The 14713-nt window shown below is 64.1% G+C and carries 10 protein-coding genes and 1 other RNA gene; 8 read left to right on the top strand and 3 right to left on the bottom strand.

Annotated elements, in window-relative coordinates:
- Positions 1-73 precede the first annotated feature (73 nt).
- The 6 genes from AC1PLU_RS14650 (at position 74) to AC1PLU_RS14625 (ending at position 7795) form a co-directional block, all read left to right on the top strand.
- A complete protein-coding gene (locus AC1PLU_RS14650; protein ID WP_085462307.1) occupies positions 74-301 on the top strand; it encodes a hypothetical protein in 228 nt (75 codons plus the stop codon).
- The gene (locus AC1PLU_RS14645; RefSeq protein WP_168959963.1) at positions 298-1065 is read left to right on the top strand and encodes an SDR family NAD(P)-dependent oxidoreductase; all 768 of its coding nucleotides are present in this window, start codon (positions 298-300) and stop codon (positions 1063-1065) included. Before AC1PLU_RS14650 ends, AC1PLU_RS14645 begins: the two co-directional genes overlap by 4 nt.
- Positions 1062-2252, top strand: a complete 1191-nt coding sequence (locus AC1PLU_RS14640) for an efflux RND transporter periplasmic adaptor subunit (protein ID WP_481106598.1) — start codon at positions 1062-1064, stop codon at positions 2250-2252. The genes AC1PLU_RS14645 and AC1PLU_RS14640 overlap by 4 nt, the downstream gene beginning before the upstream one ends.
- A 181-nt stretch (positions 2253-2433) precedes the next feature.
- Positions 2434-5607, top strand: a complete 3174-nt coding sequence (locus tag AC1PLU_RS14635) for an efflux RND transporter permease subunit (protein WP_006451893.1) — start codon at positions 2434-2436, stop codon at positions 5605-5607.
- Positions 5608-5645: 38 nt separating this feature from the next.
- Positions 5646-6377 (top strand): SDR family oxidoreductase, encoded by a 732-nt coding sequence (locus AC1PLU_RS14630; protein ID WP_006451892.1) that lies wholly within the window; start codon positions 5646-5648, stop codon positions 6375-6377.
- On the top strand, positions 6371-7795 hold the full coding sequence (locus AC1PLU_RS14625) for an efflux transporter outer membrane subunit (protein ID WP_023903521.1): 1425 nt from the start codon (positions 6371-6373) through the stop codon (positions 7793-7795). The genes AC1PLU_RS14630 and AC1PLU_RS14625 overlap by 7 nt, the downstream gene beginning before the upstream one ends.
- Before the next feature lie 45 nt (positions 7796-7840).
- Here the strand turns inward: AC1PLU_RS14625 and AC1PLU_RS14620 are convergent, their stop codons facing one another.
- Positions 7841-8815 (bottom strand): GGDEF domain-containing protein, encoded by a 975-nt coding sequence (locus tag AC1PLU_RS14620; RefSeq protein ID WP_023903522.1) that lies wholly within the window; start codon positions 8813-8815, stop codon positions 7841-7843.
- Positions 8816-8908: 93 nt separating this feature from the next.
- Here AC1PLU_RS14620 and AC1PLU_RS14615 point away from each other — a divergent pair, with 93 nt between their 5' ends.
- Complete coding sequence (locus AC1PLU_RS14615) at positions 8909-9214, top strand: hypothetical protein (RefSeq protein ID WP_115036604.1); 306 nt, start codon at positions 8909-8911, stop codon at positions 9212-9214.
- 123 nt (positions 9215-9337) lie between these two features.
- On the opposite strand, the gene AC1PLU_RS14610 is transcribed toward AC1PLU_RS14615, so the two are convergent.
- Together AC1PLU_RS14610 and ssrA are read right to left on the bottom strand one after the other, a co-directional pair.
- Complete coding sequence (locus tag AC1PLU_RS14610) at positions 9338-11038, bottom strand: sensor domain-containing diguanylate cyclase (protein WP_481106597.1); 1701 nt, start codon at positions 11036-11038, stop codon at positions 9338-9340.
- A 644-nt stretch (positions 11039-11682) separates the two neighbouring features.
- Positions 11683-12079: a transfer-messenger RNA gene (gene ssrA, locus AC1PLU_RS14605) on the bottom strand.
- Between the two features lie 135 nt (positions 12080-12214).
- On the opposite strand from ssrA, the gene AC1PLU_RS14600 reads away from it, so the two are divergent.
- A complete protein-coding gene (locus tag AC1PLU_RS14600; RefSeq protein WP_481106596.1) occupies positions 12215-14677 on the top strand; it encodes a S8 family serine peptidase in 2463 nt (820 codons plus the stop codon).
- Positions 14678-14713: the final 36 nt, after the last annotated feature.

Below are 14713 nucleotides of genomic sequence, written 5' to 3'. Positions count from 1 at the left end.
CTAAATCAGGACTAATCAAGTCCTGCTTTGAGGCCTAACTTGTACGTCATCCCCTTCATGCAGGAGCACGGCCATGTGGTTGTGCGACGTTTTCGGTTTGTCCTCCACCTCACGCAACGCGATTGAAGGTGCCTTCGATCCAGTGATTTCGTCGGCGAAAAGCCCGCGTGCCGGCGTTTCGCGCACATTTGCAGCGTCGCCGAAGCGTCAGGCCGGCGGTGCGCCGGCCAAACGGGCTGGACTGCCGGCGCGCTGGATGCAGAGCGGAATTGTCCCGATGTCGGGAGTGAAAGTCCCATGAATGGGATGGTTCAATCCGAGACGGCTGTCATCGGTGGCGCGGGCAATGTGGGCGCCGGTATCGTCGCCGCGCTGCTCGACGCCGGCATGCGGGTACTCGTGATTGGACGCGATGCTGCCAAGCTCGATGCGCTACGCGCGGAGCACGGCAACTCTCCCCTGTTGGACACCCTGCAAGGCTCGGTGGCCGATGACACCTCCGCGCAGGCGCTGGCGACCGAACTGGCGCAACGCCCACATCCGTTGGCGGCAGTGATCGCCAGCCTGGGCAGCCCGCTCAAGGCCGGCCGCTTGCTGGACCGCCCGGTCACCGCGTTGCGTCGCCGCCTGGAGCGCGACGTGCTGCCGCATCTGGCTGCTGCCCGCCATCTGTTGCCGCTGCTGAGCGAGGCCGATGGCGGTGGCCGCTATCTCTTGCTCGGCAGCCCGCTGCGCGCCTGGGCCGCGCATGGCGATATTTCCATCGCCGCTGCGGCCACCCGCATGCTCGCCCAGGTGCTGCACGAAGAAGCCAAGCCGCTGGGCGTGCGTGTCCACCTGCTGTCGATCGAGCAACCGGTGTGTACGCCCGGCCGTGCCAAGGATGCGTGTCCGGAATGGATCCGCGCCGTGGATGTCGGTCGCGCCGCCGTGTCGTTGATCGTCGGGCCTGGCCAGCCCGGACAACCTGTCGTGACCGTCAGTCGTCGCCTGCATGCCGCTCCGTCGGCGGACCGGCTGGCTGGTCTGCATTTCCCCATCCCCACCCGAGAGATTTCCCCATGACTACGAACGCCACCCCGTTCCGTTTTCCCTTGCGTACCGTATTGACGGGCGCCGTACTGGCGGTCGTGTTGGCCGGTTGCGGCAGCCAGGCCGCCGAGACCGGTGCACCGCCGCCGCCCAGCGTCAGCGTCGCCCCGGTGCTGAGCAAGGAAATCAGCCAGTGGGACGAATTCAGCGGCCGTATCGAGCCGGTGGAAAGCGTCGAGCTGCGCCCGCGCGTGTCCGGCTATATCGACAAGGTCAACTATGTCGAAGGCGCCGAAGTGAAGAAGGGCGATGTGCTCTTCAGCATCGATGACCGCAGCTACCGCGCCGAATTCGCACGCGCCAATGCAGCGCTGGTGCGTGCCCGCACGCAGGCCAACCTGGCCCGCAGCGAAGCGGCACGCGCGCGCAAGTTGTCCGAGCAGCAGGCCATTTCCACCGAAACCTGGGAGCAGCGCCGCGCCGCTGGCGACCAGGCCGATGCCGAAGTGCTGGCTGCGCAGGCCGCAGTGGATACCGCCAAGCTCAATCTTGACTGGACCCGCGTCCGCGCACCGATCGACGGCCGCGCCGGGCGTGCGATGGTCACTGCCGGCAACCTGGTCACGGCCAGCGACAGCGCCAGCGTGCTGACCACGTTGGTGTCGCTGGACAAGATGTTCGTCTACTTCGATGCCGACGAAGGCACCTTCCTGCGCTATTCGCAGATGACCCGCGATGGCGAGCGTCCGGACGCGCGTGGCGGCGAGTTGCCGGTGCGCATCGGCCTGGTCGGCGAGCAGGGGTTCCCGCATGCCGGGCGCGTGGATTTCCTGGATAACCAGGTCACCCGCAGCACCGGCACCATCCGCGTGCGCGCGGTGCTGGACAACGCGCAGCGGCAGTTCACGCCGGGCCTGTATGCCCACGTGCAATTGCTGGGCAGCGGCCAGTTCAAGGCCATGCTGGTCGACGAAAAAGCCGTGCTGACCGACCAGGACCGCAAGTACGTCTACGTGGTGGAAAAGGACGGCAAGGCGCAGCGGCGCGATGTGGAGCTCGGCCGCAATGCCGATGGTCTGCGCATCGTGCGCAAGGGACTGGCCGTTGGCGACCGCGTGGTGGTCGACGGCGTGCAGAAGATCTTCATGCCTGGCATGCCGGTCGATGCCAAGACCGTGGCGATGGTGCCCACCTCGGACAAGCGCACTGCGTCGAAATAAATCGCGTCGATTACACCTCGCATGCAGTCGCGTCCGCAGTGCGACTGCGCAGCAGGTTCGACCGCTGCACTGATTCATCGCTGCATCGCACGCCCATGACCACCGGCCTTCTCATCGGGCCGGTTCAGGGCGGCGCGTGCCGCGCCGCCACCTGGCGGCAACCTCTTTCAGGACCACCCCAATGGACTTTTCCCGTTTTTTCATCGACCGGCCGATCTTTGCCGCGGTGCTGTCGATCATCATTTTCGCTGCCGGCCTGATCGCCATGCCGCTATTGCCCATCAGCGAGTACCCGGAAGTGGTGCCGCCGAGCGTGCAGGTGCGTGCGGTGTATCCGGGCGCCAATCCCAAGGTCATCGCCGAGACCGTCGCCACGCCGCTTGAGGAAGCCATCAACGGCGTGGAAGACATGATGTACATGAAGTCGGTCGCCGGCTCCGATGGCGTGCTGGTGGTCACCGTGACCTTCAAGCCGGGTACCGATCCGGACCAGGCGCAAGTGCAGGTGCAGAACCGCGTCAGCCAGGCGCAGGCGCGTCTGCCCGAAGACGTGCGCCGGCAGGGTGTCACCACCCAGAAGCAGTCCCCGACGCTGACCATGGTCGTGCATCTGACCTCGCCCAAAGGCAAGTACAACTCGTTGTACCTGAGCAACTACGCGTTGCTGAAGGTCAAGGACGAGCTGTCGCGCCTGCCGGGCGTGGGCCAGATCCAGATCTTCGGTGCAGGCGATTACGCCATGCGCATCTGGCTGGATCCGGACAAGGTCGCCGCACGCGGGCTCACTGCCAGCGACGTGGTTGCTGCGATCCGCGAGCAGAACGTGCAGGTCTCCGCCGGTCAGCTCGGTGCCGAGCCGATGCCCAACAAGAGCGATTTCCTGCTGTCGATCAACGCGCAGGGCCGCCTCACCACCGAAGAAGAGTTCGGCAACATCGTGATCCGCAGCGGCAACAGCGGCGAGATCGTGCGCCTGTCGGATGTGGCGCGTCTGGAACTGGGCGCCGGCAACTACACCTTGCGCTCGCAGCTGGACAACCAGAACGCGGTGGGCATGGGCGTGTTCCAGTCGCCGGGTGCCAACGCGATCGAATTGTCCGATGCGGTACGCGCCAAGATGGCGGAGCTGGAGAAGCAGTTCCCGCAGGACATGGCGTGGTCGGCTGCGTATGACCCGACCGTGTTCGTGCGCGACTCGATCAGTGCGGTGGTCAGCACGCTGCTGGAGGCGGTGCTGCTGGTGGTGCTGGTGGTGATCCTGTTCCTGCAGACCTGGCGCGCCTCGATCATCCCGTTGCTGGCGGTGCCGGTGTCGGTGGTCGGTACGTTTGCCGCACTGTATCTGCTGGGTTTTTCGATCAACACGCTGAGCCTGTTCGGGCTGGTGCTGGCGATCGGCATCGTGGTCGACGACGCGATCGTGGTGGTGGAAAACGTCGAGCGCAATATCGAAGAAGGCCTGAGCCCGTTGGCTGCTGCGCATCAGGCGATGCGCGAAGTGTCCGGGCCGATCATCGCCATCGCGCTGGTGCTGTGCGCGGTGTTCGTGCCGATGGCGTTCCTGTCGGGCGTGACCGGCCAGTTCTACAAGCAGTTCGCGGTGACCATCGCGATCTCCACGGTGATCTCGGCGATCAACTCGTTGACGCTGTCGCCGGCATTGGCGGCCATGTTGCTCAAGGCCCACGACGCACCCAAGGATGGCCCGACGCGATTGATCGATCGTTTGTTCGGCTGGTTGTTCCGTCCGTTCAATCGCTTCTTCAACACCAGCTCCAACAAGTATCAGGGCGCGGTGTCGCGTGCGCTGGGCAAGCGCGGTGCGGTGTTCATGGTGTATCTGCTGCTGCTGGTGGCCACCGGTTTCATGTTCAAGGTGGTGCCGGGCGGCTTCATTCCGACCCAGGACAAGCTGTACCTGATCGCCGGTACCAAACTGCCGGAAGGCGCATCGCTGGAGCGCACCAATGAGGTGATCCGTCAGATCACCCAGATCGCGCTGCAGACAGAAGGCGTGGACCACGCGATTGCGTTCCCGGGCCTGAATCCGCTGCAGTTCACCAACACGCCCAACACCGGCACGGTGTTCCTCACCCTCAAGCCGTTTAGCCAGCGCAGCCGCACGGCCGAGCAGATCAACGCGGAGATCAACGCACGCATCAGCCAGATCCAGCAGGGCTTTGCGTTTGCGTTCATGCCGCCGCCGATTCTGGGTCTGGGGCAGGGCTCGGGCTACTCGCTGTACATCCAGGACCGTGCCGGTCTGGGCTATGGCCAGTTGCAGAGTGCGGTCAATGCGATGTCCGGTGCGATCTCGCAAACGCCGGGCATGCAGTTCCCGATCGGCACGTATCAGGCCAACGTGCCGCAGCTCGACGCCAAGGTCGATCGCGACAAGGCAAAAGCACAGGGCGTGCCGCTGACCAATCTGTTCGACACGCTGCAGACCTATCTGGGTTCGTCCTACATCAACGACTTCAATCGCTTCGGTCGCACCTATCAGGTGATCGCCCAGGCCGATGGACAGTTCCGCGACAGTGTTGAAGACATCGCCAATCTGCGCACCCGCAACGATCGCGGGCAGATGGTGCCGATCGGCAGCATGGTCACGCTGGGCCAGACCTACGGCCCGGACCCGGTGATCCGCTACAACGGCTATCCGGCTGCCGATCTGATCGGCGAAGCGGATCCGCGCGTGCTCTCGTCCACACAGGCGATGCAGACGCTGGCCGGCATGGCGCCGAAGGTGTTGCCCAACGGCATGAACATCGAGTGGACCGATCTGAGCTATCAGCAATCCATCCAGGGCAACTCGGCGTTGATCGTGTTCCCGATGGCGGTGTTGCTGGCGTTCCTGGTGCTGGCCGCGTTGTACGAGAGCTGGACCCTGCCGCTGGCAGTGATCCTGATCGTACCGATGACCTTGCTATCCGCCTTGTTCGGCGTGTGGCTCACCGGTGGCGACAACAACGTGTTCGTGCAGGTGGGTCTGGTGGTGTTGATGGGCCTGGCGTGCAAGAACGCGATCCTGATCGTGGAATTCGCCCGCGAACTCGAGATGCACGGCAAGGGCATCGTCGAAGCCGCGCTGGAAGCCTGCCGCCTGCGTCTGCGCCCGATCGTGATGACCTCCATCGCCTTCATCGCCGGCACCGTGCCGCTGGTGTTCGGTCATGGCGCCGGCGCCGAAGTGCGCTCGGTCACCGGCATCACTGTGTTCGCCGGCATGCTCGGTGTGACCCTGTTCGGCCTGTTCCTGACTCCGGTGTTCTACGTGGCCCTGCGCAAGTGGGTGACCCGTGGTGAACAACCCGCCGCATCGGCTGCCGTCTCGCATGATCCCGTCAAGGCGTAAGCGCCGCGGTGCATTCCATCCATTCGAAGGATTTTGAAATGAGCAACAGCAAAATTGCACTGGTCACCGGTGCCACCCGCGGCATCGGCCTGGAAACCGTTCGGCAATTGGCCCAGGCAGGCGTGCACACGCTGCTGGCCGGCCGCAAGCGCGATGACGCGGTCGCTGCCGCACTCAAGCTGCAGGCCGAGGGCCTGCCGGTGGAAGCCATCCAGCTCGACGTCAACGACGACATCAGTATCGCCGCAGCCGTGGGCACGGTGGAACAGCGTCATGGCCACCTGGACATCCTGATCAACAACGCCGGCATCATGATCGACGACATGCAGCGCACGCCGTCGCAGCAGAGTCTGGAGGTGTGGAAGCGCACCTTCGACACCAATCTGTTCGCCGTGGTCGGCGTGACCAAGGCGTTTCTGCCGCTGCTGCGACGTTCGCTGGCCGGGCGCATCGTCAACGTATCGAGCCAGCTCGGCTCGCTGACCTTGCACAGCCAGCCCGGCTCGCCGATCTACGACGCCAAGGTTCCTGCGTACAACGCCTCCAAGAGCGCGCTGAACAGTTGGACCGTGCATCTGGCCTATGAGCTGCGCGACACCGCCATCAAGGTCAACAGCGTGCATCCGGGCTATGTCAAAACCGATATGAACGCTGGTAACGGTGAGATCGAAGTGGAGCAGGGCGCGCACAGCAGCGTGCAGATGGCGCTGCTCGACGCGCACGGCGCCACCGGCAGCTTTACGTATTTGGGAGACGTGTTGCCATGGTGAGGACATTCTTGAGCGTGGCACTGGCCGCGCTGGTGCTCAGCGGTTGTGCGGTCGGCCCGGATTACCGGCCCGACCCACCCGCCGCGGTGACGCTGCAGGGCGCGCAGGACGCGGCCTACAGCGCCGAGTCGCCGGTCGGCAACTGGTGGTCGCAGTTCGACGACCCGGTGCTGGAGCAACTGGTGCGCGATGGCTTGTTCGCCAACCACGATCTGCGCATCGCCGTCTCGCGCGTCAAGCAGGCGCGTGCGGTGTTCGTCGAACGTCGTCTGGACCAAGCTCCGCACATCACTGCGCAGGGCAGCTTCGATCGGCGCGAACAACAGCAGGTGATTGCCGGCAATCAGCGTTTCCTCACCGAACAGACCACCCTGGGTCTGGATGCGGCCTGGGAGCTGGATCTATTCGGTCGTCAGCGGCGTGCGTCGGAAGCGGCACGTGCCGATCTGGAAGCCGAGCAAGCCGGTTTGCTCGACGTGCAGGTCACGGTCGCAGCCGAAGTGGCCCGCAACTACTTCGAGTTGCGCGGTACGCAGAAGCAGCTGGATGTCTCCAAGCGCACGCTGACCAATCTGCACGACACCCAGAAACTGACGCAGACGCGTTGGGACCTGGGCGCCGGTAGCGAGCTGGAAGTGCAGAGCAGCCTGGCGCGGCTGAAGGCGATCGAGGCGGATATTCCGTTGCTGGAAACCGCCGAGGCGCAATACCGCCACCGTCTGGCCGTGTTGCTCGGCCAGGCGCCGGACGCGCTGGATGCCACCCTGGTACCGCGCACCACGCCCGCGTTCGCACGTGCGTTGCCGCTGGGCGACACCGCCGGGCTGCTGCGTCAGCGACCGGACGTGCGCAGTGCAGAACGTCGCCTGGCGGCAGCCACCGCGCAGGTTGGCGTTGCGACTGCTGACCTGTTCCCGCGCATCAGCGTGAGCGGCTTTGTCGGCTTCCTGTCCGGCGATGCGGCCAGGCTGACCGAGGGCAGTGGCAAGGCCTGGTCGATCACCCCGTCGATCAGCTGGGCAGCGTTCGACTTCGGCACCGTGCGTGCGCGCCTGCGTGCCAGCAAGGCGCAGGCCGAAGGCGCGTTGGCGCAATACCAGCAGGCCGTATTGCTGGCGTTGGAAGACACCGAGAACGCACTGATCGGCTATGGCCGCCAGCAGGCGCGTCTGGCGATCGTGGTGGAGCAGGCCAATGCCGCACGGCGTGCCGAACAGTTGGCGCAGATCCGCTACCGCGAGGGCTCGGAAGACTTCCTCACGCTGCTGGATGCACAACGCACCCAACTGGCCGCAGACGATGCGTTGGCACAGGCCGAAGCGGCGGTGAATGTTGGTGTGGTCGGTGTCTACAAAGCGCTGGGCGGCTGGAAGCAGGGTGAAGCACCTGCGGTACCGGTGGCTGTAGTCAATCGTTGAAGCAGGCATGCGGGGCGGCCAAGGTGTCGCCCCGCAACCGGTGGGTCAGTCGGCAACCCGCACGCTATCGCGGCCGCCGTTCTTGGCCAGATACAGCGCCGCATCGGCGCGTGAAAACCAGTCCTGCCAATGCGTCTCGCCATCGTGGCGGGCCGCACCCAGCGACACCGTGATCCGTCCACCCGGGCCGCGCAGGCCATTGCGAATGACCTTGCGCAGGCGCTCGGTCGCCGCTTCCAGTTCCTGCAGCGAGCCGGCGCGCAACAACACCACGAATTCTTCGCCGCCGAAGCGGAACACCTGATGCGGATCGCGTACCTCGTAGCGCAGGATGGTGGCCAGATCCGAGAGTGCGGCATCGCCCGCGGCATGCCCGTACAGATCGTTGACCTCCTTGAAATGATCCAGGTCCAGGATGATCAGGCTGTTGAGCCGATCATGCGGTTGCCGCTGATCGATCTGATGGGTGAGCGCGCGTTCGAGCATGCGTCGGTTGGGCAAACCAGTGAGCGCATCCAGCGATGCCAGCTCTTCCAGATGCACGCGGTCGTCCTGCATGCGCAGCGAAAACGCATACCCCACCGTCAGCGTCACCAAGGTCACCACGACCGTCGACACGCCTTGACCAGGGCTGACGATCAAACCGGGCAACAACAACAGTGCCGCCAACAGCGGCAGGCTGAGCAGCACCGCACGTTGCGGTCCGCATAGAAAATAATTGGTCGCCAGCACCGGAAACAGCCAGGGCAGCGCGCCATCGCCGCCGGTCCAGCACGCCACCAGGCACCCGCTCACATTGATCGATGCCAGCCACACCCCGCCCACACCGGTGCGGTCGGCACTGCGCATCTGCCAGCCGCGCCATACCGCAAGCACACCGAGCGTTGCGGTGATCAGGCAGGCGACGACCTGACCGGTCATGGCCAGGTACACCGCATAGAGGCAGAGCAACAGCGCGGTGATTGGCCCAAGCATCTTGACGATGCCGAGGCGGAAATCCCGCCGCAGGTGGAGGATCACAGGGAAGGTTCTATAGGAGTCGGCATCATTATCGGCTGCGCACTGTGGAAATTGAGCGTGCAGTGCCGCTGCATCGGGTAGGAAGATGAAGCATTGCAGGGCAGGACTTCGCACCTTGTTGACGGCCTTGCCGCAACCGTGTCCGCTTTGCCATTGGAGTCTGCCATGCCTACCCGCGAAGAACTCGAGACGCGCCTGGATGCGTTGCAGGATGCATTGCCGCAGCTGTCGGCCGATGAAGATGCGGATTTCGACTATCTCGATTTCCAGGCACGCGCCGAAGCCCTGCTGAGCAGCGTCGAGCCCGAAGAGGCCGCCTACGTGCGGACCCGCGTCGATGCAATGCTTGCCGGCGCCGGCCTGATTCCAACCGACGAAGACGGGCAGGCCTGCGTTTGAGTCTTGCTCTGCATGATTGGCAATACGAGGGTACGGCAGCCAGGTAGGCGCGACCCGGCCGCGAGGCAGCATCAGCAGATCGCATTCCTGGCGACAGTGCGCCTTGTTGCAGTTGATCGACGATTACAATGCCGCAGTCGAAGCGCCCGCGCTCACCACCTGATTGCGCCCAGCCTGTTTGGCCCGGTACAGCGCCTCGTCCGCACGCCGCAGCAGTTGCGTTGCATTGCCTGCATGCTCGGGGAAGCTGGCCGCACCAAACGATGCGGTGATCTTGGGTAGCGATACCCCGTCGGCCATGACCTGCAAGGCCTCGATGCCCACGCGCAACTTCTCGGCCATCTTGCTGGCGGTGGGGAGATCCACTTCCGGCAGGATGATGGTCAATTCTTCGCCACCATAGCGGCAGCAGATGTCTTCGCCACGCATCTGCGTCAGCAGGAATTCGCCAATCGCCGCCAGCACGCGATCGCCACCACTGTGCCCATGCAGATCGTTGAACTGTTTGAAATGGTCCACGTCCAGCATCAATACCGACAACGGCAGCGCCCGGCGCGTGCAGCGTGCCAGTTCGTGGTTGAGCGCCTCTTCCAGATAGCGGCGGTTGTACAGACCGGTCAGCGGATCGCGGATGGATTGCTGACGCAGCGTCTCGCGCAAACGCAGGTTGTGCAGCGCCAGCGAGAGTTGTTCTGCGGCCGCTTCGGCCACGGTCAACGAGGTCAGTTCGCGCGGATCCTCGCTGCGCAACGCCAGCATGCCCAATTGCGTACCTTGCGCCGACAACGGAATGCAGACCGTGCTTGCATGCGCCGGAAGATTGGCGCCGGCATGTTGGCAGACCATGCCCTGACTGATGTCCTCCACCACATGCGTGCGATCGCGACGCAGCGCCCAACAGTCGTGCGGCGCAATGCTGGCACTGTCGTCGTCAGCCATCGCGCCCCAGGTGACCACCGGCTCGGCGCGATCGCGCGAGGCGCGCAGCAGGTAGACCGCGCCAGAGGCACCGGGGATCAACGGCGCAATCGTGCGCGCGGTGATTTCCAGCGCTTCTTCGGCATCGCGACAGTTCTGCAGCAGCCCCGAATAGCGCGACAGCGCCTCCAGTCCGGCGGAAGTGCGTTCGAGTGCGGCGAACGACTCCACCAGTCGCTCGCTGGTGCTGCTGGCCTCGTCCTCGGCACGCACGCGTCGTTCCAGTTCGCGCGACAGCAGGCGGTAGGCAAGCAGCATCACCAACAGTCCGCTGATGATGCCGATCACGGTGCTACGCAGCACCCACTGCGCGCTGGTCTGGTTGGTCTCGGTACGGGTCACCAATTGGCGGCGTTCCAGCTCGGTCATGGTCTGCACCTGGCGACGCAGCGTGGAGGAGGTCTGAAACACCCCGCGCGCAATCGAAGCACGTGCGCCATCCAGGCCGTTTGCGCGGTAGCTGTGCAGCAAGTCGTTGATCTGCACCAGGCGCGTGTCCATCAACCGCCGCAGTAGCACGACATTGCGCTCCTGCGCCACGTTGTCCTGTACCAGCGCTTCCAGGCGCACGATGCGTTCGGGCAGGCGTCCGATCGCATCGGCATACACGCCTAGAAACGCCTCGTTATCGGTCAGCACATAGCCACGCACAGACGACTCCGCCGACAGCATGCCGGCCTGGATTTCATCGATGGCGGCGATTACTTCCTGCGTATGCGTCACCCAGCCGGCGTCGGAGAGCGAACGCTGCGTGGTGAAATAACCGCCCACACCGATCAGCACGAAGATCACCCCGCCGAGCAGTAAAGCCCCGGCGGCATGGCGTTTTGCTTTTTTGGTCAACACCGTGTTCCCCAACACTGATCGTCTGGTAGAGGCTGATGCAAAGCGCGTGCCTACGCTTCACCTCGTTTGGCCGTTCGTTCAGAATTCCGGTAGTGACAGTGAGGCGCGTGTCGAGAACGGTGCGTCGGTATCGCGTGGCACGTTGGCGCCGCCAACACGTCTTGGTCATTCGTTGGATGCTGCTGCCCGTCGATTGTGCTTGTGCTCGGCGCGCCGCGCTTATGTCACGGATTCTGTGTGGTGCAACTACAGCTCACGGATGCCTGCAGCCACTACGCTGGCACGAGGTTTGCTCTCACTGCATCAGATGCTGGGGAGTGTCTCCAGAGGAGCGTGAGATGGAAGAGCCCAACAAGAGCGCCTGGTCCTGCTGCAGCAAGAGGCCACCGAATTACTGCAGCTTTTTGACCGACTGCGCGGCGATGCCTTGCCCGTGGAGGCGAGCTCGCCACAGATCGCGGTCGCGCCGACCATGGCCCCCGAACAGATGGGCCACGTCACTATCTGACGCAATACGCAGCGTAGACAGCCGTGCTTCATTGGATGGGCCATCGATCCGACGACTTTGCAGCGCCCATGAAAAAGGCCGGGAACCCTCTGCATCGAGAGTCCCGGCCTTAGTCGGTCGTCTTAGGACCGTTGTTTGGTGGAGGTGGGCGGAATCGAACCGCCGTCCGGAAGCACTCCATCCCCAGCACTACATGCTTAGCCCTCCGTTAGATCTCATTTCCAGGCAGCACGGTTGGCAAAGCGCACCTGGAAACCAGCCTGCTTTATCTAACCGGTAGCTGACAGGCAGCCACTACCGACGGTTCCGTGATAATGACCCTACATCTACGAGCACGGGCACAAGTAGGTTCGGGGGTTCGCCTTAGGCGGCTGTAGAACTAAAACTAAAGCCAGTTAAGCGGCGATAGCGTAGTCCGAACCATAGTTGTCATCGTTGGCAACTAAAAGTTTGCTGCTGGATTAACGAGGAAAGCTGCCCCCTCGGCATGCGCCAAGCGACTTCGCGACCCCCGTCGAAACCAGTGCACCCCCGGGGAAAGCATCAAAACGCTGACCTGCCCAGTGTAGGGATCGGCGCGCCCTGTCACAAGTGGTGAGATACGCAGCGCTTACAGTGGCTTCAGTCCCGTACCGAACGGAACAATCTGTAAACGAAGGAGCGAAGCGATGGCGACCAGCAAGCCCCCACGTCCACGGCCGGCGCGTGCAGCGCCCCGCAAACCAGCGGCCACTGCCGATCAACCCGCGCGCAAACGTGCAGCGCGCAGCGCGCAGCCGCAGACCACGGCGAAGAGCCGCGTGCACGACAAGGCGCGCACGGTGATCTACATCCATGGCATCGGCAACAAGCCGCCGGCCGAGGTGTTGCGCTGCCAATGGGACAAGGCCTTGTTCGGGCGGCCGATGGGCGAGCGCACGCGCCTGGCGTACTGGGTCAATCGCGAGCGGTATCCGGTCGCCGAGCCCGGCAGTTGCGAGGCGCGCGATGTCGGCCCTGCGCTCAATCAGAGTGTGCAGCGCGCCTTGAGTACGCTTGGGTTGGTGCCAGGCGAGCAGGATCTGCATCTGCTGGCCGATGCGTTGGCGCAGAGCGAGCAGGAACGCAGCGATCTGCATCGCTTGCTGGACGAGCTGGACACGGCGTCCGCCACGCCTGCCGTTGGTGACGTGCAGGCGAAAGGCCCGATCGATGCGATCAACCGCGTGCTGCTTCGGCTGATTTCTGCCGCATTGCTGCAGGACGTGCACGATCTGTTCTTCGTGCCCGAGCGTGCGGCGTTGATGCGCGAAAGCCTGGCGCAGCGCTTGCGCTCGGGCGGCGGGCCGTTCGTGGTGGTTGCGCACAGCCAGGGCTCGATGATCGCCTTCGATGTGCTGCGCCAGCTGCAGGCCGCCGAGTGCGAGGTCAGCTTGTTCCTGACCCTGGGCTCGCCGCTGGGCTTGCCGCAAGTGCGCAGCATGTTCAAACGCTGGACCGGCACGCGCAAGCTGCCGTTTCCCGAGTGCGTGCGGCGCTGGATCAACGTGGCCGAAACACGCGACCCGATCGCGCTGGACCCGGATCTCAGCGACGACATCGCCAATGCCAAGGGACGTTTCGAAAACCTCTCGGACGCGCGCTTGAATCCGGATTGGCAGCATAACCCGCATTCGGGCTCGGGCTATCTGTCGATTCCGCAGGTGCGTGCGGCGGTGCGTGAGGCCGTCGGCATGGGCTTCGATCAGCCGGTATCCAACGCGGTGCTGATCAAGGATCTCAGCGAGCAGCTGGAAGCGCATGGGTCCGAGCATCGGCACGAAGTGCTGATCGAACTGGATCGTCGCCTGCTCGGCAACGACCCGGCCGCCACGCGTGCGCTGCTGCTGGCGCAGTTGCGCGAGACCGCAGCACGCAGCACTGGCTTGAGCGGCGACGCATTGGATGAGGCGATCGAACTGGAAGACGGCCTGCAGCGTTTCGTCTCGGCGCGGCTGACGCGCTTCGAGATCGAATCGCTGCAGGATCGCTACCGTGCACTCGGATTCCGGCGCGTGTGGCGCGATGCCGGCAAGCGCGCGCTGATCAACGTCTCCGGCAACGTCTTGCATGCCGATGCTGCGCGCACCGCGTATCGCGCGCGCGGTCAGCAGATCGGCTGGGCGGTGCTGGACACCGGCATCGCGGCCAGTCATCCGCATTTCTTCGTGAGGGGCGAGCGTGACAGTGTGGTGGCGCAATGGGATTGCACGCGGCGTGGCGCGCCTAAACGATTGACGCGCGCAGATGGCGATGCATTCGCCAGGCTCGATCGGCATGGGCACGGCACCCATATCGCCGGCATCATCGCCGGCATCATCGCCGGCCAATCTCGCGCGGTGATCGCGGACGTGGAGGGCAATCCCGGTAAACCACAGGAGTTCGCCGGCATGGCGCCGGACACGCAGTTGTATGGATTCAAGGTGCTGGACGACGCCGGAAACGGCCGCGATTCGTGGATGATCAAGGCGGTGCAGCAAGTGGCTGCGATCAACGAGCGCGCAGGCGAGTTGGTCATCCACGGGGTCAACCTGAGCCTGGGCGGCTACTTCGACCCGGAGAGTTACGGCTGCGGTTTTACGCCGTTGTGCAATGAGTTGCGCCGGCTATGGCGGCAAGGCGTACTGGTTGTCGTTGCCGCTGGCAACGAGGGCATGGCCTGGTTGATGCGTAACGATGGCGATGCGTATCCGGCCAACATGGATCTGTCGATCAGCGACCCGGGCAATCTGGAGGACGCCATCGTGGTCGGCTCGGTGCACAAGAGCAGCCCGCATAACTACGGCGTCTCGTATTTTTCGTCGCGCGGCCCGACCGCCGATGGCCGCGGCAAGCCCGATGTGGTCGCACCAGGCGAAAAGATCCTGTCGGCCTATTACGACTTCGACCCGAACGATGCGGCCAGCCTGATGGTGGAGATGAGCGGTACCAGCATGGCCGCACCGCATGTCTCCGGCGTGCTGGCCGGATTTCTTTCCGCACGCCGCGAGTTCATCGGCTTTCCGGATCGGGTCAAGCAACTGCTGCTGGAGACCAGTACCGACCTGCAACGCGATCGCTATGTGCAGGGCAGGGGGGTGCCTAATCTGATGCGGATGCTTGGGAGGACGTGATTCGGGAGTCGGGATTGGGGATTGGCAAAAGCACGT

The organism is Xanthomonas sp. NCPPB 2933, from assembly GCF_056725225.1.
Note: the sequence above shows the minus strand (reverse complement) of the source record. Positions and strands in the feature narration are given on the sequence as shown.

Excerpts from the sequence above, each read along its gene's own strand:
- AC1PLU_RS14640 (WP_481106598.1), top strand. The coding sequence starts at position 1,062 with ATGACTACGAACGCCACCCCGTTCCGTTTTCCCTTGCGTACCGTATTG.
- AC1PLU_RS14600 (WP_481106596.1), top strand. The coding sequence starts at position 12,215 with ATGGCGACCAGCAAGCCCCCACGTCCACGGCCGGCGCGTGCAGCGCCC.
- AC1PLU_RS14650 (WP_085462307.1), top strand. The coding sequence starts at position 74 with ATGTGGTTGTGCGACGTTTTCGGTTTGTCCTCCACCTCACGCAACGCG.
- AC1PLU_RS14630 (WP_006451892.1), top strand. The coding sequence starts at position 5,646 with ATGAGCAACAGCAAAATTGCACTGGTCACCGGTGCCACCCGCGGCATC.
- AC1PLU_RS14625 (WP_023903521.1), top strand. The coding sequence starts at position 6,371 with ATGGTGAGGACATTCTTGAGCGTGGCACTGGCCGCGCTGGTGCTCAGC.
- AC1PLU_RS14635 (WP_006451893.1), top strand. The coding sequence starts at position 2,434 with ATGGACTTTTCCCGTTTTTTCATCGACCGGCCGATCTTTGCCGCGGTG.
- AC1PLU_RS14645 (WP_168959963.1), top strand. The coding sequence starts at position 298 with ATGAATGGGATGGTTCAATCCGAGACGGCTGTCATCGGTGGCGCGGGC.